The sequence below is a fragment of the Hymenobacter sp. 102 genome (assembly GCF_049949205.1).
Lineage (GTDB): Bacteria > Bacteroidota > Bacteroidia > Cytophagales > Hymenobacteraceae > Hymenobacter.
The window spans coordinates 1,672,869-1,696,637 of record NZ_CP188172.1 but is presented as its reverse complement, the minus strand read 5'-3'; the positions used below and the strand labels follow the sequence as shown (position 1 = coordinate 1,696,637).

Below are 23,769 nucleotides of genomic sequence, written 5' to 3'. Positions count from 1 at the left end.
CTGAGAAAGATGCAGCCAAAGTAGGGGAAAAGCATCCTTCGGTGGGGATTTTTCTGCTTTCTTTGGCTACCCAACCTATTCTCTCCGTTCCGGCTCCGGCCGGCTTAACCCCCGCGCTTGTGCGACACTTACTTTCCTGGTTTGCGGGCCTGCTACTATGCTGTGGGCTAGCTACTCCCGGCTGGGCCCAACCTACTGCCGACGGCCCGCTTCTGACTCCCCGACAGTTCCTGGGCTACGAGCTGGGCACCCGCTTCACACCCCACGCCGAGCTGCTGCGCTACGTGGAGCACGTAGTACAGCACAGCCCCGGCCGCATGAAGCTGCAGCGCTACGGCCGCACCTACGAAAACCGCCCGCTGGAACTGGTGTACGTGGCTACGCCCGATAACCTGACGAATCTGGATGATATCCGCCGCAACAACCTGCGCCTGGCGGGCCTGGAAAGTGGCTCGGCGGCCACCAAGCAGCCGGCCGTGGTATGGCTGAGCTACAATGTGCACGGCAATGAGGCCGTGTCGTCGGAAGCGGTAATGCAGGTACTGTACGACCTGGCGAACCCTCAGAACCAGCAGATGCAGCAGTGGCTGCAGAACCTGGTGGTGATTGTGGACCCCTGCGTGAACCCCGACGGGCGCGACCGGTACGCGCAGTGGTATAACCGCGTGGCCAACCAGCGGCCCAACGCCTCGGCTTTGAGCTGGGAGCACCACGAGCCCTGGCCCGGTGGCCGCTATAACCATTACTACTTCGACCTGAACCGTGACTGGGCCTGGCAGACCCAGCAGGAAAGCCGGCAACGGATTGTGGTGTACAACCAATGGCTACCCCAGGTGCACGCCGACTTTCACGAAATGGGCCCCAATAACCCGTACTACTTCTCGCCGGCGGCCAAACCGTTCCACGCCGACCTCACTGCCTGGCAGCGCAAGTTTCAGGACATCATCGGCGACTATAACCGCCGCGTGTTTGACAAGAACAACTGGCTGTATTTCACTCGCGAAACCTACGACCTGTTTGCTCCCTTTTACGGCGACACCTGGCCCAGCTTTAACGGCGCTATTGGCATGACCTACGAGCAGGGCGGGGGTGGCCCGGCCGGCACCAGCTACGTGAAGGCCGACGGCGACACGCTCACGCTGGCCCAGCGCATCGAGCACCACCACGCTACCAGTTTGGCTACCCTGCAGGCGGCTTCTGACCGTCATGAAGAATTGGTGCGCGAGTTCCAGAAGTTTTATACCGACGCCCGCACCAAGCCCCGCGGCGAGTACAAATCCTACGTACTGGCCGGCTCCTCCGACCCCGGCCAGGTGCGCGCCCTCACGCAATACCTCGACCGCCAGCAAATCAGCTATGGTTTTGCCACCAAGCGCACCCGGCAAACGGGCTACAACTACACCACCGGCAAAACCGAAAGCGTGCAGGTAGAGCCCCGCGACGTAGTTATCAGTATGTACCAGCCCAAATCCACGCTGGTGAAGGTGCTGTTCGAGCCCCAGGCTCAGCTGGAAGACTCCCTGACCTACGATCTGACGGCCTGGTCGTTGCCCTATGCTTTCGGGCTCAAAGGCTACGCCTTGAAAAATCAGTTGCCCGTTACCAGTTCTCAGTTGCCAGTAGCTACGGTGGTGGAAAAAGGTGGCAAACCCGCTTCCGCTCCCAATAGCTCCCAGCCCGCAACTAACCCCCAACCGGCAACGGGCAACTCTCCTTATGCCTACCTGGCCCGCTGGAATAATTTGCAGGATGTACGCTTTCTGAGCCGCTTGTTGCAGCAGGGCGTCAAAATTCGGGTGGCCGATGAGCCGTTTGAAACTGAGGGGCAGAAATACCAGCGGGGCACCCTCATCATTCCGCGCACCGGCAATGAGCGAATGGGTACTCGCTTCGACCAGTTGGTACACGCCCAAGCCGACTCGGCTGGTGTGATGGTGCAGGCCGTGCAATCAGGCCTGTCCACCACCGGCGGGGACCTGGGCTCCCGCTCCGTGCGGCCCCTGAAAATGCCCAACGTGGCCATTCTGGCCGGTCCGGGCGTGGATGCTACGGCGTTTGGCGAGGTATGGCACTTCTTCGAGCAGCAGGTAGGCTACCCCGTTACGGTACTTGGTACGGACTATTTCAATGGCGTACCGCTCAGCAAATTTGATGTGCTGGTGTTGCCGGATGGCCGTTACGACGACGTGCTCACGGAGCGGGGGCTGGAAAACGTGAAAGCCTGGGTGCGCGGCGGGGGCCGCCTTATTGCCCTGGAAGGTGCCTCGCGCTTTCTGGCCGGTAACAAGGATTTCCTGCTGAAAACTAAACCTGCCGATACGGCTGCCGCTGGCAGAAAGGTAAATCCTTACGCCGCTCTGCGCCGCTATGCTGATGCCGAGCGGGAGGAAATCGGGGAGCGGGTGCAGGGCAGCGTGTACCGCGTGCAGATCGACAATACTCACCCGCTGGCTTTCGGCTACGGCAATACCTACTATGCTCTGCTGCGCGACGTGCCCAACTACCGCTTCCTGCCCAAGGGCGGCTGGAATGTGGGCGTACTCAAAAAGGATAGCTATGCCGCTGGCTTTGCGGGCCGGGGAGCCAAGCGGGCCCTTACCGACAGCTTCGTGCTGGGTACCCAGGATCTGGGCCGCGGCCAGGTAGTATTCTTGGCGGATAACCCACTGTTCCGGGCATTCTGGCAGGGCGGTAAGCTGCTGTTCGGGAATGCCGTATTTATCGTTGGACAGTAAGATACCCAGTCAGGCAATAACAGAAAGCCCCGTCAGCACTGCTGACGGGGCTTTCTGTTGCGAAGCGCGAAGCAGACTAATCTACTACGTCCTCGGCTTTGTTTTTTACGGTTTTGGCACCTTTCTTCACGGCACGGCCGGTTTTCTTGGCCCCGCGCTCAATGGCGTTACCGGTCTTCTTGCCGGCGTATTTCACATCTTCTTTGGTGTTGTAAGCCTTTTGGCCGGCTTCGGTACGGCCCGTACGGGACTCTACTTTTACCGTGCCGTTATCACGCTCGGTAACGGTGGTTTTAGCGCCGGTAGCGTTGTCGCGCACTGTAGTTTTGTCGCCTTGAGCGAAAGAGGCCGTGGCCGTGAAAACGGCGGCAGCAGCCAGGAGCAGTATCTTTTTCATGAGGAGAGTCTGATTGAAACAAGAATCTGAGTCCTTATACGGGCTGCTGGAAAATGGTTGTGTTGTGGTTCAGGTTACGGTAGCAGCAATGAGGAGTCACCGTAGCTCAGAAACCGATAGTCGTGGGCGAGGGCGTGCTCGTACACCGTCCGCCATTCCGGGCCGATAAGGGCGGCTACGAGCAGTAGCAGTGTGCTCTCCGGCTGATGGAAGTTGGTAATCAATCCCGTGATTACCCGGAACCGGTAGCTAGGCGCAATCAGCAGCTGGGTGGTGGCGTGCAGCGTATCGGAGCCGGATTGGGTCAGATAGGTGAGCAGCGCCTGCAAGGCCTCGGCGGTGGCTACCTCCTGTTGCGGCTCATACGGCTGCCATTGGCTTACGTGCCACGTGGGTTCAGCCGTGGGCTGCTGTACTAGGCGGGCCCCCAGCCAATACAGGCTCTCCAGAGTGCGCAGACTGGTGGTACCAACCGGAATAATCGGATTGGGGGCGTGTTGCAGTAGCTGTTGTAGTACATCGGACGATACGCTGATGGGCTCCCCGTGCATAGCGTGGCCGTCCATGTGCTCGGCTTTCACCGGCTGAAAGGTACCGGCCCCCACGTGCAGGGTCACGCGGGCCGAAGAAATCCGGCGAGCAGTCAAGTCAGCCAGCACCGCGTCGGAGAAATGCAGCCCCGCCGTGGGAGCCGCTACGGCCCCTTCGTGGGCGGCGTACACGGTTTGGTAGCGCACTGCGTCCACGTCGGTATCGGCGCGGTTAAGGTAGGGGGGCAGGGGCAGGTGACCGGCCCCGCGCAGCACTTCGGCAAACGGCAGGTGCGCGGGCTCCCAGCTGAACTGAATCAGGGCGTAGCCTTCCCGCTGTTCCACCCGCTCGGCCGATAACACGGCGGGGTGGCCCGCCGCCGCAAATTCCAGCGTGACCGGCCCTTCTTTCCAGCGTTTGCCATTCCCGACCAGGCACTTCCACACGCAGTTGCCGGTTTGCTGCATGGCCGGCTCAATGGCCGTGTGCGGAGCCACCGGCTCCAGGCAAAACAGCTCCACCACACCGCCTGTAGGTCGCCGGGCAAACAGCCGGGCCCGCACCACTTTGGTATCATTGAACACCAACAGGCTACGCGCCGGCAACAGCGCGGGCAACTCGCGGAACTGCCGGTCCTGCACGGTACCCTGCCGGTACAGCAGCAGCTTCGACTGGTCCCGCTCGGCCAGCGGCTCCGGGGCAATGCGCTCCGGAGGCAACTGATAAGTAAAATCGTGGATGGAAAGCTGGCGCGGATCGGGGGTGGCTGAAAGTGACATAGGCCGCAAAGGTACAACCTGCCCGCGGTGCCGCCCGGCCTACCGCCGCTGGAAAATCAGCAGGTGCTGCTGGGGCAACGACTCAATGGAATCGGTGAGCTGCAGCCCAATGGCGGTCATTTCGCGGCGGGCCTGGGCTATGCTCATCTTGTGGATGCGCTTGATTGGTACGTTTGGGTCCTCGGCCCGGTACTCTACCAGCGCCACCCGGCCGGTAGGCGTGAGGGAGTTGCGGATAGCCCGCATCATTTCCCGGGGATGGTCGAACTCGTGGTAGGCATCCACAATCAGGACTACATCTACGCCCCGCGCAGGTAGGTTGGGGTTATCGGTGGTGCCGCGCACGGGCACCACGTTGGTAGCGCGCAGCCGCTCCCGGGTGTCGCGCAGGGCGGTAAGCATTTCGGGCTGAATATCCACGGCCAGCACCTTGCCCTGGGGCACCAGCGGACTGATGCGGAAAGTAAAGAAGCCAGTACCCGCTCCAATATCGGCTACCACATCGGTCGGCTTCAGGCGCAGTTCCCGTAACAGAATATCAGTGCCTTCTTCCTGCTGACGGTCGGCGCGCTCCAGCCAGCTGGCGCCCTCATGGCCCATTACGTGGGCAATCTGTCGGCCCAGGTAATACTTGCCGATACCATTCAGGTCCTGGGGGGCGCGCCGCTCGTAGCCGCTGCTGTCCGGAGTAGCCAGGCGGCGTTGTTCGGTGAGTTGGGCCGCCGTACTTTCCGTCAGCGGCTGGGTGCAGGCAAAGGCTCCGCTTAAAAGTCCGGCGGCACTCAGCCACAACGCAGATTTACGTGAAAAGGGCATAGACACAGCACAAAGTAACGATGCGAGGCTAACATCTCATCCAGTCGAAGCGTTCGGTGACTGTTAAGTTCCCTATCAATGTCTGCGTTACGGCCTGTGCAAGGGAGGCGAAAAGTGTTCCAGTGCCGCTGTCCCTAACGAATACGGTGCTTCACTGAATGAACTTTGGTAAAGCCTAGCAGGTCGGGCGGCAGACGCGGCTGGTTGACCAGTAGCTACCCCAAGATATTTCAGATCAGGCTCCTAGCGCGAGTGTAAATAGCAGAAAGCCAGCTATACATAGCGAAAAGACATTTTTTTACCGCCTTTCTTCTACATTCGTCCGTAGAAGCCTCGGTTTCATTCTGTTCACCTAACCCATTTCACCCTATGAAACACCTGTCCGGAATCCTGCACAAGCTCACGGCCGTTGCCGCCGTTGCTGTGGCCCTCACCAGCTGCAACCGCGCCGAGTACGCCATGCTGCCCAAAACGTCGTCGGCCTACCACGGCACCCAGCGCGCCGTAACGGTGGCTCCCGCTACAACTCCAGCCACTGCCGAGGTCGTTGCACCTGCTCCCGCACCTAAAGCGGCTCCCGTTGTGATGCCCGCCGAAAAGGCAGTAGCGGTGGCTCCGGTAGCCAAGCCAGCCGCCGCCCCGGCTGTTGCAACAGTAGAAGCTCCGGTAGCCAAAGCCCCCAAGCTGAACCTGGCGCAGAAGGCACTGGTAGCCAAATTGGCCAAGAAAGCCGATAAGCTGGCGGCCAAAGCTCAGGTTAGCAAGAAGTCAGAAGCTGCTTCACAGGAAGATGCCAACGCTATTAGCCGCAACATTAAGCTGGGTATCATCTTGCTGTTGATTGGTATTCTGGTTGGCCTGCTTATCCCGATTCTGGGTACCGTTATTGCCATCATCGGTATTGTATTCATTGTATTGGGCCTGCTCGACGAGGTATAGTCGGCTCTAAGTCTTTACACAAAAAACGCCCTGATACACATCAGGGCGTTTTTTATGACGGAAACTCTACATTGCTGAATCATTAGAACTGTCTACTAGATTTTATACAGCACTGCTTGCTTAGATGAATACAATCCGACTAGTAATTGTGATACTATGCAGCCTGTGGATGAGCGCCTGCCAAAGCACTCGGATTTCGGCCTATTTACCGGCAGTACAGGAGTACGGCCAACGACCAGTTTCCTTGCCTAAATCTGTGGCTATTCAAAAAACTGCCCCCACACAACTGCTGGCTGATGCTTCGGCTACTATTCCCGCACCAGAGCGCAGTCGTTGGCTACCATCCACCAGACGTGTAAAGCCGGTTAGGTCCGCGAGTGCGCCGCTCCAGCCGTTAGCTGCTGCCCCCGATACTACCATAGCACGCATAGCTTCATCGGCACCAGGGCCAGATCCGGAAACAACCACTGTTAATGTGATTGGCGGTGCCCTCAGCATATCAGCGCTCATCGGCACCTTCGTGGCTTTCAATAACGACTCATCATCTTCCTCATCATGGGGAAGTCTTGCTTTGCTGCTGGTTGCGCTGGCACTGTTCCCAGTAGGTATAGCCTTGCTGCTCTACCAAGGTGAGAATGGCCGCTTACGCCTCCGTCGGCAGGCGCGCAGAAAGGCGCGGCGAGCTGCTAAACATCCGGAAAGTAGTGAGCCCATGGCAGCGGAGTCTGGCTCGAAAAAGAAAGGGCGTCTCTTCCGGATAGGAGCTTTTTTACTACTGGTAGGTGCCGTATTATTAACAGTCGCCTACTTGCTAAGTGGGTTTGCTCTATTCTTCTTAGGCCTCCCGGGCTTTATTCTTGCACTATCAGGACTTATTGCCTTGGTTGTTTCTTTGTAGAGCGGTAGACTCAGCTATTATAACTGCTACATCGGGTCCACATCGGCGGCCAGGCGCACCTGCTTGAACTCCTTTTGGTCGCGCACTAGGTTCATAGCTTCCAGAATATCGGCTTTGGCGGCGCGCAGCACGGTGTGCTCTCGGCTGAGCTTGATGGTGATTTCCTGCAGGTAAAAATTGCGGATGCGGAAGATATAGGGGGCTTCCGGCCCCAGTACAGCCTCCCGGCCCAGCCGGTCTACCAGCTCCTGCGTGAGCAGAATAGCGGCCCGCTCGCCCACCACCGCATCCATGTGCTTTACCGTGAGCCGGATGATGCGCATGAAGGGCGGGTAGCCATGCTCGCGCCGCTGCAGGATTTCATACTCGTAAAATTCCAGGTAATCGTTGCGAATTACCTTGTCGAAAATCACCTGTTCCGGGTCACCGGTCTGGATAATCACGCGGCCCTTCTTGCCTTTACGGCCGGCCCGCCCGCTTACCTGCACAAACATCTGGAACGCCCGCTCGTGCGCCCGGAAATCGGGGTAGTGAATGATGCTGTCGGCGTTGATAATGCCCACCAGACTCACGTTGGCGAAGTCCAGGCCCTTGGTCACCATCTGGGTGCCCACCAGCACGTTGGTATTCTGCTTCTCAAAATCGGAAATAATCTGTTGATAGGCGTTTTTGGCCCGGGTGGTATCCAGGTCCATGCGCTGCACATTGGCTTCAGGCAGCATCACCTTCAGGTCGTCTTCCAGCTTTTCGGTGCCGAAGCCCACAGTTTTCACGTTGCGGGAGCCGCAGGCCGGGCACTGCGTGTACATCCGCTCGTGGTAGCCACAGTAGTGGCAGCGCAGCTCGTGGCTGTGTTTGTGGTAGCTCAGGCTCACGGCGCAGCTCTGGCACTTGGGTATCCAGCCGCAGTCGAGGCAGTTGATGAAGGGGGCGTACCCGCGCCGGTTCTGAAATAGAATCACCTGCTCCTGCTGGGCCAGCTTGCTCTCCATAGCCTGCATCAGCTCGGGCGTGAAGTGGTTGAGCATAGTTTTCTGCTCCCGGCTTTTGCGGGTATCCACCAGCTCCACTTCCGGCAGGCCGGCTTCCCCAAACCGCTTGGTAAGCGAAACCAAGCCGTAGCGGCCGGTGCGCGTCTGGTAATAGGTTTCCACGGCGGGTGTAGCCGAGCCCAGCAGGGTTTTGGCTCCCTGAAAATTGGCCATCATCAGGGCCACCTCGCGGGCATTGTAGCGCGGAGCCGGGTCGTACTGCTTGTAGCTGGATTCGTGCTCCTCGTCCACAATGGTTAGGGCCAGGCTATCGAAGGGCAAAAATACGGCGGAGCGTACGCCTACCACCACCTGAAACCGTCCCGACAGCACCCCATTCCATACTTCCACCCGCTCATTATCGGAAAATTTGGAGTGATATACGCCGAGCCGGGAGCCGAATACCCGCATTAATCGGGTTACAATCTGGGCAGTGAGGGCAATTTCGGGCAACAGGTACAGCACCTGCCCGCCCCCGTCCAGGGCTTGCTTGATCAGGTCGATGTAGATTTCCGTTTTACCCGCGCCCGTTACGCCATGTAGCAACACAATGTCCTTGTCCTGAAACTGGCGCATGATATCTTCCCGAGCTTCCCGTTGAGCTTCGCTCAGGGTGAAATGAATTTTGGCCTCGGCGTCGTCCTCATCCAGCGGAAAGCGCGACACAATCTGATCAAACTGCTCCAGCACGCCGTTTTTGATGAGCGTATTGACGGCGGAAGGGGAGAGATGGGGAGCCGAGGTGAGGTATGCTTTTTCGAGGCCCCGCTGGTTGGCGTGCTCGTTCTGATACACGGGTACTTTCTGCAGGTAGCGCATCAGCACATCCAGCTGCTTGGGCTTGCTAGTCAGCTGCGCGAATAACTGCTCTAAACCTGCTTCAACAATAAACCGGTGGGCCAGCCGCACTTTCTTCACCACCTTGGGCGAATACTTATCCTGCAGATGCTCAAACAGGAACACCACGTCCTTCTGCATCAGGAACTTGATGTACTTGTGGAAGGACGCAATGCCCAGCAGCTCGCCCACTTCCGTGAATGTCATGGATTTACCTTCCTCCCCGGTGCTCAGCGCATCCACCACTTTCTGCTCCTGCTCACTGAGCGGGTAGGGGTTCGTCTCGGCCTCAAAGGAGGGATGCAGCTGTACCCGGCTCTCCGAGCTGAGCTTAAGAGCCGAGGGCAACGCCGCATTGATGACTTCGCCCAGCGTGCAGAGGTAGTAATCGGCCATCCAGCGGAACAGCTTCAGTTGGGGCTGGGTCACCACCGGTGCATCGTCAATGAACTCCAGAATATACTTAGCCTGATATTCCTTGGGCGGATTTTCGTGTACGGCGGCTACAATGCAGCTCAGGGTTTTCTTGGCCCCAAACTGCACAATCACGCGTCCGCCCACTACCACATGGTCGTTCAGTTCAAAGGGGACGCGGTAAGTATATAGTTTGGGCAGCGGCAACGGCAAAATTACGTCGGCAAACAGCGTTACGCGGTCAGCGGCGGGTTCAGGCTGGGGCTGCACAAAGTCAAACGTCAGGCTCAAAGGCAGGGGGAAAAAGCAGCGGCTTTTTCGTTGGTAAAATGCGGTTGGAAGGCAGCAGTGCGGGAGAAGCTCATTGGCGGGTTGGAGGCCCCGCCCAGTTGTCTGCCAGTTGGTAAAGATACGGCCAGGTCGGGCTTTCCCGGCATGCCGAGCGGGTACTCCAAAAGAAAACCCGGCTGGTAGGGGCCGGGTTTTCAGGTTAGCTATTTTCGGGAGCCGGCGTGTCCGGCGTTGCCTTGCGCCGGGAGGGGCGGGGCGTGCGTTTGGGGGCTGTTGGTACCTGTTCAGCGGCGGGTAAGGGGGGCGGTACCGTTTCCGGGCCGGATTCTGCCACCGGCGTAGCGGCTTTTCGCGGGGCCCGCTTGCGCGGAGCTGTGGGCTTCTTTGCCGTCGGTTTTGTAGTGGATAGGGGTTCCACGGCCGTATCCACCGCTTCCACCGCAGCAGGTTCTGCCGGAGCCGTTACTGTGGCCTCTACCGGCGCTGCTTTGCGCCGGGCGCGGGGTTTGGGTGCTGGCACATCAGGAGTGGCCGCTGGGTGTGCCGGAGCAGGCTGCGCTGGAGCTTCCGCCGCCGGAAGAGCAGGTTCTGCGGGAACGGGCGTGGCCGGGGTATCGGGCTGCGGCACGGCAGCGGACTTTTTCCGGCTGCGGCTGGCTGCCGGGCGCTTGGGTCGAGCAGGGGCTGGGCTAGGCGTAGCCTCTTCCGCTACCGGGGGCTGCACTGGCTCCGGTGCTGGTGCAACCGGGAGACTGGGCACCTGCGGCACTGCTGGGGCGTCAACGGGTTCCGAACCCGTATTATCCACGGATGTTCCTCCTGTTTCGCTGCTCAGCTCGGTAGCGTACAGCGGGGCCCGGTTCGTACGACCCTCGGAGCGGGCTGGCCGGTCGCGGCGGTTACGGCGGTTATTACGGGTACGGCGCGGCTCCTCCGCCGAGTCATTCCCGGCTGCTTCCGGTACGCTAGCGGCAGACGGAGCTGGCTCGGTAGCTACCGTGGCAGTATCCGCAATGACTTCTGCAACGGTCGGCGCGGGCGTGGGCTCGGTTACGGAAATCTGCTCAGGCGCTTCAGCCGCGGCGGCTTCTGCCGCCAGACGGGCGTGTTTGCGCTTGGTTCGTTTGGCTCCCCCGCGGGAACGGCGTTTCCGGCGCCGGGCCGGCTCCCCGCTGGTTTCAGCCTCCAGGGTTTCTTCCAACACATCTTCCGGCTCTTCGGCCGCTGCCTCAGCGGAGTAAGCGTGCTCGTAAGCTGCCTCAGCGGTTTCACCGGGTTCCGTTTCATCATCTTCGGCCTCGTTTTGGCTATCCGGCTCAACCAGCACACCCCGGCCGTGGCCAACCAGAGCCGCCTGCGACAAGCCTTCCTCCGCAAATTCCCCAATGTCGATGCGCTCCTCGTCGTCATCCTCATCCACTGGGTCGGGTACCACGGGGTCGGGTATCCGGGGCAGCGCAGCCAACTCCCGTTCCAAGTGCAACAGTTCCATCCGCACATCTACCTGAGTACTGAGCCTGCGCAGCCGTTCCAGAGTACTTTCCAAGAACTGCCGATGCTCCGGGGCCGCCGCGTGCAATGGGCGGTGGCCCAAAGCCTGCCGCAGACTTTCCCATTCTTTCTTGAACCGCCCGAAGGCGGCATCAAAATAGGTACGCGTAAACCGCTCCCAAATGTAGTTTTCGGCTACATCGGAAGGATGCAGCATATCGGCCGCGTAAAACCGGTAGTCCCGTAAATCGTCCAGTAGCAGCTCATACGCCGGAAAGTAAGTTACATCGGGCAGCAGCTCACTCAGGTAATGACAGGCCACACGCAGCATCGATTTGCTGGTAGAGTTCAGGACCAGCGTATCCTTAATATGCCGTACCGGGCTTACCGTCAGGATAAACTGCAGGCGGGGATTGATGCGCCGCAGATACGCGTGCGTCTCGGCAACGGCCGCAATGATATCATCGGCCGTTAGCAGCTCCTTATCAAACTTATCGGCCGGGAGTTTGTGGCAGTTACTCACAATCTCGCCGGTTTCACGCAGGCGGTAGGCAAACGCCGAGCCCAGCGTAAGTACCACGGCATCGGCCGTGGCCAGAAACACACCAACTTCGCGGGTTAGCGTCTGGATGTGCTGCAGTAGCTCTACCGGCGTATCGGCCCCTACTTCGGCATGCAAATCGTGGCTCTGCCAGCGGCCCCGGGCTTCTACCACGTGTTGCTGCCAATCCATGTCTTCCCCGGCTGCGGCCCGCAACAGCCGGCACAAGGAAATAGGGTTGAAAACGGTGCCAAACGGATTCACCATCGTTGCCACCTTAAAATCGGCCAGGCGCGTGCCAATAGAGTCCGAAAAGCAGGATCCTATGGTCAGCACCCGGGCCGAAGGTGGCAGCTGCTGGGGGAGAGGCGTAAGCGGAAGTTCAGTACGAAACATTGGAAATAGTACGGCCCGGACCGGGCCAACGGATGAGCAACCTACTTAACATCCCGCGTTCAGCCAAACACTGGCGAGTGGTGCGGACGCGCGCCTGACAGACGCGGAGCAGGGGCCTCGTAAGAAAATAGCGGTTCAGCGTGCCAGACTCTGGCAGTTGATTGTACGGGCAAAGGTCACGAATAGTCGGCAGCTTCTTGCGCAGCAACGGCAACTAGCAGAAACAAAACGCCCGGCCGCTTGCGCAACCGGGCGTTTCTGATAAACTAAGCGGCAGAAGCTTACTCAGCTACTACGTTGAAGCGCACTTTGTGCTTCACCTCGCGGTGCAGGTCAGCCGTAGCCGTGTATTCGCCCACGGAGCCGGGCTCCGAGTCAAACGACAGACGCTTGCGGTCAACTTCTACGCCTTTGGCTTTCAGGGCATCCGCCAGCTGCAGCGTGGTTACGCGGCCGAAGATTTTGCCGCTCTCACCTACTTTAGCCGGAATTTCCAGCACCATGTCACCAATCTGGTTGGCAATAGCCTGCGCGTCACCTTTGATTTTGTCAGCTTTGTGGGCTGCCTGGCGTACGTTTTCGGCTACGATTTTCTTGTTGGTCTTATCGGCCAGTACGGCCAGACCCTGCGGGAGCAGATAGTTACGGCCGTAGCCTGGCTTTACAGCAACGATGTCGTTCTTGTAACCCAGACCTTTAACGTCGTCTTTCAGAATTACTTCCATGTCTTTCTTTAGTATTGAGTAGTGAGTAGTAAGTATTGAGTAAGAACGGCAGGAGCTTTGTCCTGACTGTCTCACTACTCAATACCAACTACCCAATACTAATTTCTATTTCAACGAGTCGGTTACGTAGGGCATCAGGGCCAGGTGACGAGCTTTCGCTACAGCCTGAGCCACTTTGCGCTGAAACTTCAGGCTGGTGCCAGTGATGCGGCGGGGCAGAATGCGGCCCTGCTCGTTCACAAACTTCAGCAGGAAGTTCGGGTCTTTGTAATCAACGTACTTGATGCCGTTCTTCTGGAAGCGGCAGTACTTCTTGCGGGTATCCTGCTTGTGGATCTTTTCGTTGGCGAGGCTCATGGTCTTACTGGGCTACGGCTTCCGATTGTTTTACTTTCTGCTGGTTCATCTCGCCTTTACGACGACGCGCACCGTAAGCTACGGCGTGCTTGTCCAGCACCGTGGTGAGGAAACGGATAACCCGCTCGTCGCGGCGGAAAGCCAGCTCCAGCGTGTCAACCACGTTACCTTCACCGGTGAACTCTACCAGGAAGTAGTAGCCAGTGTTTTTCTTCTGAATCGGGTAAGCCAGTTTCTTGAGGCCCCAAGCTTCAGTGTTGATGATGTCGGCGCTATTTTCCTTAAGCACCTGCGAGAACTTCTCGACCGTCTCTTGCACTTGGCTCTCGTTCAGCACGGGAGTCAGAATGAAGACCGTCTCGTAATTTCTTACTGCCATTACGACGGGGTGAAAATTGTGTGAAAAACTAAATGAGGGGCAAAGATAACGGAATTTACTGCACGTACTACTGCCTCAACAGTCTTTTTGTAGAAAACCGTAATCGGTAAGAAATTGACTGTCAAACCTAAAACTAAATGGGGCCTGAGCTGTCATCACTATAGCAATAAGGAAGGCGAAGGCACATTCCTTATTATAGATAGGGGAGGTGGAAGAGGACAATGTACTGGCCGCTGAGACAACCGTAAGTGGTATTCTTTCCGGTCAACTGTCGGTTTTTAGAATGATTCTAAGCTACTGGAATAGGGCGAAAATTAGCCCGGAGCGGTTTGTTCTCTGGGTTTCCCGACCTACATTTGTGGCCTTGAAGCACCCCCGCGTTTCTTTTTTCCAGTCAAATTGTGCTATGGATAGCATCCGACTACGACCCCTTTCCCGCCTCTTTCTCGCTCTGTCTCTGTTCTTTGTCAGCGTAGGCTCCTCCTTCGCGCAAGGCACCGCGGCCGACCCGAGCAAAGCAGGCGTGGCACCCGGCGCTACGGCGGCCGCTGCCCCCGCCGCCGCTGCCGGCGCTCCTACCGGTGACGCTGCCGCCATTGCCGCCGGCGACGCCCTGTTCAAAGGCAATTGTGCCCAGTGCCACGCCGTAAATGAAGTGGTAGTTGGTCCGGCTCTGGCCGGCATCACCAAGCGCCGCCCCATGTCCTGGATTATTCCATGGATCAAAAACTCCAGCAAACTGGTGGCCAGCGGCGATGAGTACGCCGTGAAAATCTTCAACCAGTACCAGAAACAGCAGATGCCCAGCTTTCAGCTGTCGGATGCTGAAATTACCTCCATCATTGCGTATGTAACTGCTGAAGAAGGTAAAACCGCAACGGCAGGTACTGGGCTTAATGCCAAAAGTGGTGATCAAGCTGCTGTTGACGGCACCGCCGCTGCTGCTGGCGACGAAGCTGGTGCTGGTAAGTACATGAACGTACTGCTCATCGTGCTGGTAGTAGTGCTGATTGTGCTGGTGGTTACGCTGGTTATCATTGCCAACATCATGAAGGATGTGCTGCGGGGCCGTAAGGACCTCGACGGCCGCGACGTGGAAGTAATTGATCAGCGCTTCGACTTCTCGAAAATCTACAAATCGACGGCGGTACGCGCCATTGTGGGTGTCGTATTCGTGCTGGCTGTGCTGTACGAAAGCATTCAGGGTGCTATGGGCGTAGGCCTGCAGCAGGGCTACCAGCCCACGCAGCCCATTGCCTTCTCACACAAACTGCACGCTGGTGAGCACCAGATCAACTGCGCCTACTGCCACACCTCGGTGTACAAGAGCAAGTCGGCCAACATTCCCTCGCCGAACATCTGTATGAACTGCCACTCGCAGATCAAAACGGAGTCGCCGGAAATCAAGAAAATCTACCGCGCCATCGAGCGGAAGCAGCCTATTCAGTGGGTGCGCATCCACAACCTGCCCGACCTGGCTTACTTCAATCACTCCCAGCACACGCAGGTAGGAGGCATTGAGTGCCAGACCTGCCACGGTCCCATCCAGAACATGGAAGTGGTGTACCAGTATTCGCCCCTCACCATGGGCTGGTGCATCAACTGTCACCGCGAAACGCCCCTCAACACGAAGGGCAACAGCTACTACGACAACCTCGTGAAGCTGCACGACAGCGAGAATGGGGCCGTACCGTTCACTGTTTCGTCGAACGGCGGTACCGAGTGCTCGAAGTGCCACTACTAGTATGACCGGGCCTTGGGCGCCTGCACTGCTGGCCACGTGCCGCACGCGGGCTGCCCAAGGCCCCACCTACCTTTAAAAACAGCCTACTTAGCGACTTATTGGGCTTGTGAAAAGCCGAGTCCCTAAGTCTCTAAGACCCTAAGTTCCAACAACACGATGCAAGAGTCGCCTAAGTACTGGAAGGGAATTGAGGAACTGGAGAACTCACCGGAGTTCGTGAAGAATGCACTCACTGAGTTTGCTGACTTCCTGCCGGTGAAGGAATCCCACGGCACCTCGGATGCCACGGTGGCCCCGCGCCGCGACTTCCTCAAGCTCATGGGCTTCGGCATTGCCGCGGCCACCCTCGCCAGCTGCGAGACCCCCATTAAAAAGGCTATTCCCTACCTCAACAAGCCTGAGGAAGTTGATCCGGGTATTGCCAACTTTTACGCCTCCACGTTCTTCAACGGTCAGGATTACAACAGCGTACTGGTAAAAACCCGCGAGGGTCGCCCGATCAAGCTGGAAGGTAACCCCGAGTCGCCCATCACGCGCGGTGGTCTGTCGGCCCGGGCCCAGGCCTCGGTACTGAGCCTCTACGACGGTGCTCGTCTGCAGCACTTCGCCAAAAAGGGTGCTAAAATCGATAAGGACCAGCTGGATCAGGAGGTGCGCAATGCACTGGCCAGTGCCGGCCGCGTAGCCATCGTGTCGCATACCATCATCAGCCCCTCTACCAAGAAGGTAATTGCGGAGTTTGCCGGACGCTTTGCGGGCACCGAGCACGTGATGTACGACGTGAACTCAGCTTCGGCGCTGCTACGGGCCAATGGGGGCGTACTGCCCGCCTACGACTTCAGCAAAGCCGACGTGATTGTGAGCTTCGGTGCCGATTTCCTCGGTACCTGGCTGTCGCCGGTGGAATTTGCCCGGCAGTATGTAACCAACCGGAAAGTTTCGAGCGAGAAGCGCAGCATGTCGCGCCACTATCAGTTCGAAAGCAACATGTCGCTGACCGGCTCCAACGCCGACGTGCGCGTGCCGCTGAAGCCTTCGGAAATGGGTGAGGCCGTGCTGGCCGTATACAACACGGTTGTGGGTGGTGGCAGTGCTTCTTCCTACACCGATAAGCGCCTGCAGAAGGCTGCTACCGAACTGGCCAAAGCCGGTTCGCGCGGTATGGTAGTTTCTGGTTCCAACGACCCGGCCGTTCAGGCTTTGGTTACGGCCATCAACCAGAAGCTGGCTTCGGCCGGCGTTGATGTTGCCAACCCTTCGCTGATCCGTCAGGGCGACGATGCCAAAATGAGCAGCCTGCTGAAAGCCATCAGTGCTGGTCAGGTAGGGGCCGTTATCTTCTATAATGCCAACCCGGTATTCGACCACCCAATGGGTGCGGATCTGGCCGCTGCGCTGAAAGCCGGTAAAGTTCGCACGACAATTTCGTTGAACGACCGGCTGGATGAAACCGGCGAACTGTGCACGTACGCGGCTCCCGACCACCATTTTCTGGAGTCATGGAATGACTATGAGCCGAAGCGTGGCTACCTGAGCCTTGCCCAGCCCGTAATCACACCGCTGTTTGCTACCCGTCAGGCGCAGGATTCGCTGCTGACCTGGGCCGGCAACCCAACCACCTACTACAACTACCTCCGCACGCAGTGGAAAGGCGTATTAGGCGGCGACTTCAATAAGGCTTGGGACAAAGCCGTGCACGATGGCGTAGCCATGGGCTCAGCTGCTCCCGCTGCTCCGGCTCCGGCCGCCGCTGCGCTGGACGTAAATGCTGCTATTTCGGCTATCAAGTCGGCCCAGAAGCCTTCGGGCATCGAGCTGATGGTATACGAAAAAGTGGGCGTAGGCAGCGGGGCAGATGCCAACAACCCCTGGTTGCAGGAACTGCCCGATCCGGTAACGAAAGCAACCTGGGGCAACTATGTAACGGTGCCGCGTGCCTACGCCAAAGACCAGAAATGGGAGCAGGGCGACGTGGTGAAAGTAACCGCCAACGGTAAGTCGGTAGAGTTGCCCGTACTTATTCAGCCGGGCCAGGCTGCCGGTACCATCGGTATTGCACTTGGCTATGGCCGCACCAAAGCAGGCAAAGTAGCCAATGACCTCGGGCAGAACGTGCTGCCGCTGCTGGCCATGCGCAACGACGCCATCAGCTATGTTGCTTCGGTAACACTGGCGGCTACCGGTACGCAGGAGCCCATTGCGCAGACGCAGACCCACCACACCATCATGGACCGCAAGCCGGTGGTGCAGGAGGCTACGCTGGCCCAGTACATCAAAGACCCCAAAGAGGTAACGGAATACGAAACGATTTCGACTCCCGACGGCCCGCAGAAGCCCAACAAGGTTTCGCTGTGGCAGGACTATGAGTACAAGAACCACCATTGGGGTATGGCCATCGACCTCAACTCCTGCATCGGCTGCGGCTCGTGCGTAGTTGGGTGCCAGGCTGAGAACAACGTGGCCGTAGTAGGCAAGCAGGAAGTAATCAACCGTCGTGAGATGCACTGGATGCGCATCGACCGGTATTACAGCTCCGATGCCCACAAGTCGGACTTCGAAACCAAAGGCAAGCTGGATACCTACGCGGCTATGGAAGACCCCTCCGAGAATCCCTCGGTTATCTTCCAGCCGATGATGTGCCAGCACTGCAACCACGCCCCTTGCGAGACGGTGTGCCCCGTACTGGCTACTACCCACAGCTCGGAAGGTCTGAACCAGATGACCTACAACCGTTGCGTAGGTACGCGCTACTGCGCCAACAACTGCCCGTACAAGGTTCGTCGCTTCAACTGGTTCTCCTACTACACCAACGAGAAGTTCGAAACCGTAAACGGCCACATGTTCACCGACCTGGGCCGCATGGTACTGAACCCCGACGTAACGGTTCGGGCCCGTGGCGTGATGGAGAAATGCTCGCTCTGCGTGCAGCGTATCCAACTTGGCAAGCTGGAAGCCAAAAAGCAAAAGCGCCGTCCGCAGGATGGGGACATTGTTTCGGCTTGCGCTCAGTCGTGCCCCACGCAGGCCATCGTGTTCGGTGATATGCGGGACCCCGAGTCGCGGATTTCGAAGCTGCTGCGTCGCGAAGACGGAGAGCGGGCTTTCCACGTGCTCGATGCCATCAACGTGCAGCCCAACATCACGTACCTGACTAAAATCCGCAACACCGAAACTTCGGAGTTCAACGCCTAGAAACTGAGCCGGGGGAGGGCCGAAGCGCCTACCGCACTACTGTTCTCCCTCTTTACTCCTTTAAGTCCAAAAACTATGCAGCACGTATCGCCTGTACGGGAGCCGCTCGTTACCGGGGGGAAAACGTACCACGACGTCACCCAAGACGTGTGCCGCCAGGTAGAAGCCGCCCCTAACGTCCGGTGGATGGCCGCCCTGACCGTGGCTCTGATCTTCCTTGGCGTATTCTTTTACTCCGTGTACCGCACTCTGTGGTACGGTATCGGGGAATGGGGACTAAACAAAACCGTCGGCTGGGCCTGGGACATCACCAACTTCGTGTGGTGGGTAGGTATCGGTCACGCCGGTACCCTTATCTCTGCAGTTCTGCTGCTGTTCCGTCAGAAGTGGCGGACGTCCATCAACCGCGCAGCTGAGGCAATGACCATCTTTGCCGTAATCTGCGCCGCCATGTTCCCGGTGCTGCACATGGGCCGTCCGTGGCTGGCTTACTGGGTGTTCCCGCTGCAGAATACCTTCGGCTCGCTGTGGGTGAACTTCAACTCACCGCTGCTGTGGGACGTGTTTGCCATTTCGACCTACTTCACCGTGTCGCTGGTATTCTGGTACACGGGTCTGGTACCTGACTTCGCTACTATCCGTGACCGGGCTAAAGGTCCTATTGCCAAAGTAGCGTATTCGTTGCTGAGCATGGGCTGGAAAGGTTCGGCCAAGCACTGGAGCCGCTACGAAACGGTTTCGCTGATCCTGGCCGGTGTATCTACCCCACTGGTACTCTCGGTACACACCATCGTATCGATGGACTTTGCTACCTCGGTAGTACCGGGCTGGCACACCACCATCTTCCCGCCCTACTTCGTAGCGGGTGCTATCTTCTCCGGCTTCGCCATGGTACTGACGCTGATGCTCATTACCCGCGTGGTGTTTAAGCTGGAAGACTACATCACCATTGAGCACATTGCCCTCATGAACAAAATCATGATGATTACGGGCTCGATTGTAGGGGTAGCATACATCACGGAGTTCTTCATTGCCTGGTACTCGCAGGTGGAGTTTGAGCAGTACGCCTTCATCAACCGGGCTACCGGTCCTTACTGGTGGGCTTACTGGTCGATGATGACCTGCAACGTAATCACTCCGCAGCTGGTGTGGATTCGTCGGGTACGCTATAGCATTCCACTCACGTTCATCCTCTCCATCATTGTGAACATCGGGATGTGGTTTGAGCGTTTCGTGATTATCGTAACCTCGCTGCACCGCGACTACCTGCCCTCAAGCTGGGCTATGTTCTCGCCGAGCTGGATTGATATTGGTATCTACGTGGGTACCCTGGGTCTGTTCTTCACCCTGTTCCTGCTGTTCGCCAAGTTCTTCCCCGTTATCAACATGGCGGAAGTGAAATCGGTACTGAAATACACGGTGGACAATGGCCCGACCTACACTGGCCACGATCCGCACCACGCTCATCAGTCTACCACCACCCACGGAGTTCCGGCCTCGGCCTCTGTAAACTACGATAAGCATGACTAAGCGCTTCGCCCTCGGTGTCTTCGAAGACGAAGACGTGCTGCTGCACGCCGTTGAAAACGTCCGCGAGGCGGGCGTGAAGATCTACGAAGTATTCACGCCGTTCCCGATTCACGGCATGGATGATGCCCTTGGCATTGAACGGTCCCGTCTGCCCATTGCGGCTTTCTTCTACGGTCTGACCGGGCTATGCTTCGCGCTGTGGCTCCAGATTTACACGCTGGGCTTCGACTGGCCGATGATTATTGGTGGCAAGCCGCATATTGCGCTGCCCGCTTTCATTCCGGTATCGTTCGAGTTGACCGTGTTCTTCTGCTGCCACGGGATGGTGATTACCTTTTACACCATCAGCAAACTGTACCCACGTTGGAAAACGCCGGTGCTGGATGTCCGTTCCACCGACGACAAGTTTGTCGTGGCCATCGAAGTGAACGAAAACACCGATATGACCAAGCTGACCCAGCTGCTGCGTGAGAACGGTGCTTCGGAGGTGAACCAAAAAGAAATGTCTAAGTTCTAATGACGCATTCGCTGAAACTAACTCTGCAAGCGTCGGCGGTTCTGCTGGCATCGGTGTTCACCACCGCCTGCAACCGCGCCGATGACCCCGGCCTGGAGTACGCTCCGGAGATGTACGAATCGATTCCGTACGACCCGCTGCGCCAGATCAATGCCAACACGGTAAACCCGATGGGCATTAACGAGCGCACCCCGGCAGTAGGCACCGTGCCCCGCGGCAAGGCTGACTACTACACCCACATTGCCAAAGACGATGTGGCTACCGCCGAAACCACGTTGCGCAACCCGTTTCCTTACACGAAGGCAAACTTGGAAGAAGGCAAAGTGCTGTACTCGCGCAACTGCCAGCATTGCCACGGTGAGAGTGGAGCCGGGGACGGCCCCGTAGGTGCCAAGTTCAAAGGTGTACCCAACTACTCGACGGGTACTTATAAAACCATGAATGATGGGCACATCTACCACGTAATTCAGTGGGGACGTAACCGCATGATGCCACATGGCTCGCAGGTGAATCCTGAAGAGCGTTGGAAGATTGCTATGTACGTACGGGCTTTGCAGCTGGGTAAAGGCCCGGATGGCTTGGCCGACATGGTGAAAGCCGGCGGCGCTAACGCCAACGTACCCACGGCTGACTCAACCACTACCTCGGGACAGATGAAAGAGAATCCCACGAAGGCCGGTTCCGATAAAGCGTCGGAAACCCCGGGTCAGGGAGACAAAGCTCAAAACGGAACGGCTATTTAATTGACTTCTATGGCAACTCTGACGCATCACGAAAGCGTTACGGCTGAACACCTGGAGGTTACGCCGGGTACCCGTAAAAACTTCATGCTCATTATTGCAGCGGGCGTTGTCCTGCTGATAGTAGGCATTATCATGTCCATGATGGGCATTGGTGCCGCTCACCACGAGGGGGCAGCAGCAGCCCACGGAGCTGCTCACGGCGCGGCTGAGCACCACGGCAGCGCACCGTGGCTCAAGCGCCTGATTGTAAGCCTGTGGCACAGCAACGTGTTTTTCACGGGTGTTGCTGCCATTGGTACGGTGTTCGTAGCTATCCAGTATGTGGCTTATGCCGGCTGGTCAGTACTCATTAAGCGCGTGGCCGAGGCCCTGAGCGCGTGGCTGATTCCCGGTCTGGTAATCATGGTAGTAGTGTTTGGCATCAGCTATTTCACGCACGATATCTTCCACTGGACGACGCCTGGTATTATGGATCCGAAATCGGAAAACTATGATGCCATCATTGCGGGTAAGTCGGGCTTCCTCAACCTGCCCTTTTACATTGCTCGCATGGTGATTTTCCTGGGACTGTGGGCTTTCTTCACCAAGAAGCTGCGCGACCTGTCACTGGCTGAGGATCTGAACGGCGGTACCGAATACTTCCACAAGAGCATCAACGTATCGGCCCTGTTTCTGGTAATTTTCGCCGTGTCGTCGCCTATTGCTGCCTGGGACTGGGTTATGTCCATTGACACGCACTGGTTCTCGACCATGTTCGGCTGGTACATATTCGCCTCTTGGTGGGTGTCGGGCTTGGCGGCTATTACGCTCTGCACGATTATCCTGAAGCAAGCCGGCTACCTGCGTTGGGTGAAGGAAGGTCACCTGCACGACCTTGGTAAGTTCATGTTCGGGTTCAGCATCTTCTGGACTTACGTATGGTTCTCTCAGTTCATGCTGATTTGGTATGCAAACCTGCCCGAAGAATCAGTGTATTTCAACCAGCGTCTGGGTGGCTTTGATGGACAGTACACGTGGTTGTTCTTTTTCAACCTCATCATCAACTTTGTTTTCCCCTTCTTGGTGCTGATGACCCGCGATGCCAAGCGTCAGATGATCATGCTCAAGATTGTGACTATTGCCATTCTGGTGGGTCACTGGTTTGACTTCTATTTGGCTATTATGCCCGGAACGATGCAAGCCAATAATGGGTTTATCATTGAGATTGGGGTGGCCTTGGTATTCCTTGGTGCTTTCCTAACGCTGATGACTAATCGGTTGGCGCAGGCTTCCCTGATTCCGGTTCATCATCCGTTCCTGGATGAAAGCGTCCACCATACCACCTAAATTTGAGAGAAGCTAAGAGTTGGTAGCTGGGAGTGAGAAGAATCTCTCCCTGGCTCCTGACTCCTGGCTCCTAGCTTCTAACTTCTTTCCAAATGACTACTCTTGGTATTCTTCTGGTGCTGGTGTTACTGCTGGTCGTGTTTGGCCTGCTGTTCCGCCTCCAGATTCTGACCTCTATCTTCTCGGGCAGTTCTACCCGTGAAGTTGGCGTCAGCAACCGTGTAAATGCCATTCTGTGCATCATCTTCCTCGTAGTGGGGGGCGCCGCCTTTGCGTGGTCCTTCGTTGATAACTACGACAAGATGAACCCGCCCATTGCTTCTGTTCACGGCCATGCTACTGAGCGGATGTTCTGGACTACGATGGTAATTCTGGGCATCGTATTTACGCTGACTCAAGTGCTGCTGTTCGTGTACTCCTACAAGTACCAGCACAAAGAAGGCCGTCGGGCTTTCTTTTTCCCCCACAACAACAAAATTGAGGTTATCTGGACGCTGATTCCGGCCATCGTAATGGCTGGTCTGGTATTCGCTGGCTGGAAAGAGTGGACCCGCATTACCGGTCCCGCCCCCAAGGATGCCATCGTACTGGAAGTAATGGGTAAGCAGTTCAACTGGCTTGTTCGTTACCCCGGCCGCGACCAGAAACTAGGCCTCGTGAACTACCGTCTGATTGACGCTACGAACGAGTTCGGCTTCGACTTGAGTGACCAGAACGGTATTGACGACTTCGTCGCACCTGAAATCCACGTTCCTAAAGGTCATCCGGTGTTGCTGAAGATTCGCTCACGCGACGTACTGCACGCCGTGTACATGCCTCACTTCCGCGTGCAGATGTATGCTGTACCCGGTATGCCCACCAAGTTCTGGTTCACCCCAACCAAGACGACTGACGAAATGCGCGCCCAGTTGGGCAACCCTAAGTTCAACTACGAGTTGGCCTGCAACCAAATCTGCGGTCGGGGCCACTTCGCCATGAAGCTGAACATTGTGGTGGATGATCCGGAGGATTACGTGAACTGGTTTGCTGCGCAGAAATCTTTCTCGGAGCAGAACCCCGACGTTCTGGCCAGCTTCAAACAGAAATCGGAGAAACCGGTTATGAAGGAAGCTGCCGCTGTAGTTCCTGCCGCTGCCAAAGCTTCGCTCTAAACTATTTAA

The 23,769-nt window shown here is 57.4% G+C and carries 18 protein-coding genes; 10 read left to right on the top strand and 8 right to left on the bottom strand.

Annotated features, from left to right (window positions below; genetic code table 11):
* Positions 1–119 precede the first annotated feature (119 nt).
* Complete coding sequence (locus tag ACN19L_RS07310; RefSeq protein ID WP_426492860.1) at positions 120–2,735, top strand: M14 family metallopeptidase; 2,616 nt, start codon at positions 120–122, stop codon at positions 2,733–2,735.
* A gap of 76 nt (positions 2,736–2,811) precedes the next feature.
* Here ACN19L_RS07310 and ACN19L_RS07305 read toward each other — a convergent pair whose 3' ends face one another.
* The 3 genes from ACN19L_RS07305 to ACN19L_RS07295 form a co-directional block, all read right to left on the bottom strand.
* Positions 2,812–3,132, bottom strand: a complete 321-nt coding sequence (locus tag ACN19L_RS07305) for a hypothetical protein (RefSeq protein ID WP_426492859.1) — start codon at positions 3,130–3,132, stop codon at positions 2,812–2,814.
* 74 nt (positions 3,133–3,206) lie between these two features.
* A complete protein-coding gene (locus ACN19L_RS07300) occupies positions 3,207–4,442 on the bottom strand; it encodes an S-adenosylmethionine:tRNA ribosyltransferase-isomerase (protein WP_426492858.1) in 1,236 nt (411 codons plus the stop codon).
* A gap of 39 nt (positions 4,443–4,481) precedes the next feature.
* A complete protein-coding gene (locus tag ACN19L_RS07295) occupies positions 4,482–5,258 on the bottom strand; it encodes a class I SAM-dependent methyltransferase (protein WP_426492857.1) in 777 nt (258 codons plus the stop codon).
* Between the two features lie 369 nt (positions 5,259–5,627).
* Here ACN19L_RS07295 and ACN19L_RS07290 point away from each other — a divergent pair, with 369 nt between their 5' ends.
* Complete coding sequence (locus ACN19L_RS07290) at positions 5,628–6,197, top strand: hypothetical protein (RefSeq protein ID WP_426492856.1); 570 nt, start codon at positions 5,628–5,630, stop codon at positions 6,195–6,197.
* 475 nt (positions 6,198–6,672) lie between these two features.
* Entirely contained in the window at positions 6,673–7,095 is a 423-nt protein-coding gene (locus ACN19L_RS07285; RefSeq protein ID WP_426492855.1) for a hypothetical protein, read from the top strand.
* Positions 7,096–7,121: 26 nt separating this feature from the next.
* On the opposite strand, the gene priA is transcribed toward ACN19L_RS07285, so the two are convergent.
* The 5 genes from priA to rpsF all read right to left on the bottom strand — a co-directional run bounded on the left by priA (position 7,122) and on the right by rpsF (position 13,557).
* A complete protein-coding gene (gene priA, locus ACN19L_RS07280) occupies positions 7,122–9,668 on the bottom strand; it encodes a replication restart helicase PriA (protein ID WP_426492854.1) in 2,547 nt (848 codons plus the stop codon).
* A 199-nt stretch (positions 9,669–9,867) separates the two neighbouring features.
* Positions 9,868–12,096, bottom strand: a complete 2,229-nt coding sequence (locus ACN19L_RS07275; protein WP_426492853.1) for a GSCFA domain-containing protein — start codon at positions 12,094–12,096, stop codon at positions 9,868–9,870.
* A gap of 281 nt (positions 12,097–12,377) precedes the next feature.
* Complete coding sequence (gene rplI, locus ACN19L_RS07270) at positions 12,378–12,821, bottom strand: 50S ribosomal protein L9 (protein WP_426492852.1); 444 nt, start codon at positions 12,819–12,821, stop codon at positions 12,378–12,380.
* Positions 12,822–12,926: 105 nt separating this feature from the next.
* Positions 12,927–13,178, bottom strand: a complete 252-nt coding sequence (gene rpsR / locus ACN19L_RS07265; RefSeq protein ID WP_044002832.1) for a 30S ribosomal protein S18 — start codon at positions 13,176–13,178, stop codon at positions 12,927–12,929.
* 4 nt (positions 13,179–13,182) lie between these two features.
* Positions 13,183–13,557: a 30S ribosomal protein S6 gene (gene rpsF, locus ACN19L_RS07260; protein ID WP_125421248.1), complete on the bottom strand. Its 375-nt coding sequence runs from the start codon at positions 13,555–13,557 to the stop codon at positions 13,183–13,185.
* 406 nt (positions 13,558–13,963) lie between these two features.
* Here rpsF and ACN19L_RS07255 point away from each other — a divergent pair, with 406 nt between their 5' ends.
* The 7 genes from ACN19L_RS07255 to ACN19L_RS07225 all read left to right on the top strand — a co-directional run bounded on the left by ACN19L_RS07255 (position 13,964) and on the right by ACN19L_RS07225 (position 23,760).
* Positions 13,964–15,301: a c-type cytochrome gene (locus tag ACN19L_RS07255; protein ID WP_426492851.1), complete on the top strand. Its 1,338-nt coding sequence runs from the start codon at positions 13,964–13,966 to the stop codon at positions 15,299–15,301.
* Positions 15,302–15,457: 156 nt separating this feature from the next.
* Entirely contained in the window at positions 15,458–18,493 is a 3,036-nt protein-coding gene (locus ACN19L_RS07250; protein WP_426492850.1) for a TAT-variant-translocated molybdopterin oxidoreductase, read from the top strand.
* A gap of 75 nt (positions 18,494–18,568) precedes the next feature.
* Entirely contained in the window at positions 18,569–20,023 is a 1,455-nt protein-coding gene (nrfD, locus tag ACN19L_RS07245; RefSeq protein WP_426492849.1) for an NrfD/PsrC family molybdoenzyme membrane anchor subunit, read from the top strand.
* Positions 20,016–20,540, top strand: a complete 525-nt coding sequence (locus ACN19L_RS07240; protein ID WP_426492848.1) for a DUF3341 domain-containing protein — start codon at positions 20,016–20,018, stop codon at positions 20,538–20,540. The genes nrfD and ACN19L_RS07240 overlap by 8 nt, the downstream gene beginning before the upstream one ends.
* Complete coding sequence (locus ACN19L_RS07235) at positions 20,540–21,283, top strand: c-type cytochrome (protein ID WP_426492847.1); 744 nt, start codon at positions 20,540–20,542, stop codon at positions 21,281–21,283. Before ACN19L_RS07240 ends, ACN19L_RS07235 begins: the two co-directional genes overlap by 1 nt.
* 9 nt (positions 21,284–21,292) lie before the next feature.
* A complete protein-coding gene (locus ACN19L_RS07230) occupies positions 21,293–22,609 on the top strand; it encodes a quinol:cytochrome C oxidoreductase (RefSeq protein ID WP_426492846.1) in 1,317 nt (438 codons plus the stop codon).
* 92 nt (positions 22,610–22,701) lie between these two features.
* Complete coding sequence (locus ACN19L_RS07225) at positions 22,702–23,760, top strand: cytochrome c oxidase subunit II (protein WP_426492845.1); 1,059 nt, start codon at positions 22,702–22,704, stop codon at positions 23,758–23,760.
* Positions 23,761–23,769: the final 9 nt, after the last annotated feature.

Excerpts from the sequence above, each read along its gene's own strand:
- ACN19L_RS07305 (WP_426492859.1), bottom strand. The coding sequence starts at position 3,132 with ATGAAAAAGATACTGCTCCTGGCTGCTGCCGCCGTTTTCACGGCCACG.
- ACN19L_RS07300 (WP_426492858.1), bottom strand. The coding sequence starts at position 4,442 with ATGTCACTTTCAGCCACCCCCGATCCGCGCCAGCTTTCCATCCACGAT.
- ACN19L_RS07295 (WP_426492857.1), bottom strand. The coding sequence starts at position 5,258 with ATGCCCTTTTCACGTAAATCTGCGTTGTGGCTGAGTGCCGCCGGACTT.
- ACN19L_RS07290 (WP_426492856.1), top strand. The coding sequence starts at position 5,628 with ATGAAACACCTGTCCGGAATCCTGCACAAGCTCACGGCCGTTGCCGCC.
- ACN19L_RS07275 (WP_426492853.1), bottom strand. The coding sequence starts at position 12,096 with ATGTTTCGTACTGAACTTCCGCTTACGCCTCTCCCCCAGCAGCTGCCA.
- rplI (WP_426492852.1), bottom strand. The coding sequence starts at position 12,821 with ATGGAAGTAATTCTGAAAGACGACGTTAAAGGTCTGGGTTACAAGAAC.
- rpsR (WP_044002832.1), bottom strand. The coding sequence starts at position 13,178 with ATGAGCCTCGCCAACGAAAAGATCCACAAGCAGGATACCCGCAAGAAG.
- rpsF (WP_125421248.1), bottom strand. The coding sequence starts at position 13,557 with ATGGCAGTAAGAAATTACGAGACGGTCTTCATTCTGACTCCCGTGCTG.
- ACN19L_RS07255 (WP_426492851.1), top strand. The coding sequence starts at position 13,964 with ATGGATAGCATCCGACTACGACCCCTTTCCCGCCTCTTTCTCGCTCTG.
- ACN19L_RS07250 (WP_426492850.1), top strand. The coding sequence starts at position 15,458 with ATGCAAGAGTCGCCTAAGTACTGGAAGGGAATTGAGGAACTGGAGAAC.
- nrfD (WP_426492849.1), top strand. The coding sequence starts at position 18,569 with ATGCAGCACGTATCGCCTGTACGGGAGCCGCTCGTTACCGGGGGGAAA.
- ACN19L_RS07240 (WP_426492848.1), top strand. The coding sequence starts at position 20,016 with ATGACTAAGCGCTTCGCCCTCGGTGTCTTCGAAGACGAAGACGTGCTG.
- ACN19L_RS07235 (WP_426492847.1), top strand. The coding sequence starts at position 20,540 with ATGACGCATTCGCTGAAACTAACTCTGCAAGCGTCGGCGGTTCTGCTG.
- ACN19L_RS07230 (WP_426492846.1), top strand. The coding sequence starts at position 21,293 with ATGGCAACTCTGACGCATCACGAAAGCGTTACGGCTGAACACCTGGAG.
- ACN19L_RS07225 (WP_426492845.1), top strand. The coding sequence starts at position 22,702 with ATGACTACTCTTGGTATTCTTCTGGTGCTGGTGTTACTGCTGGTCGTG.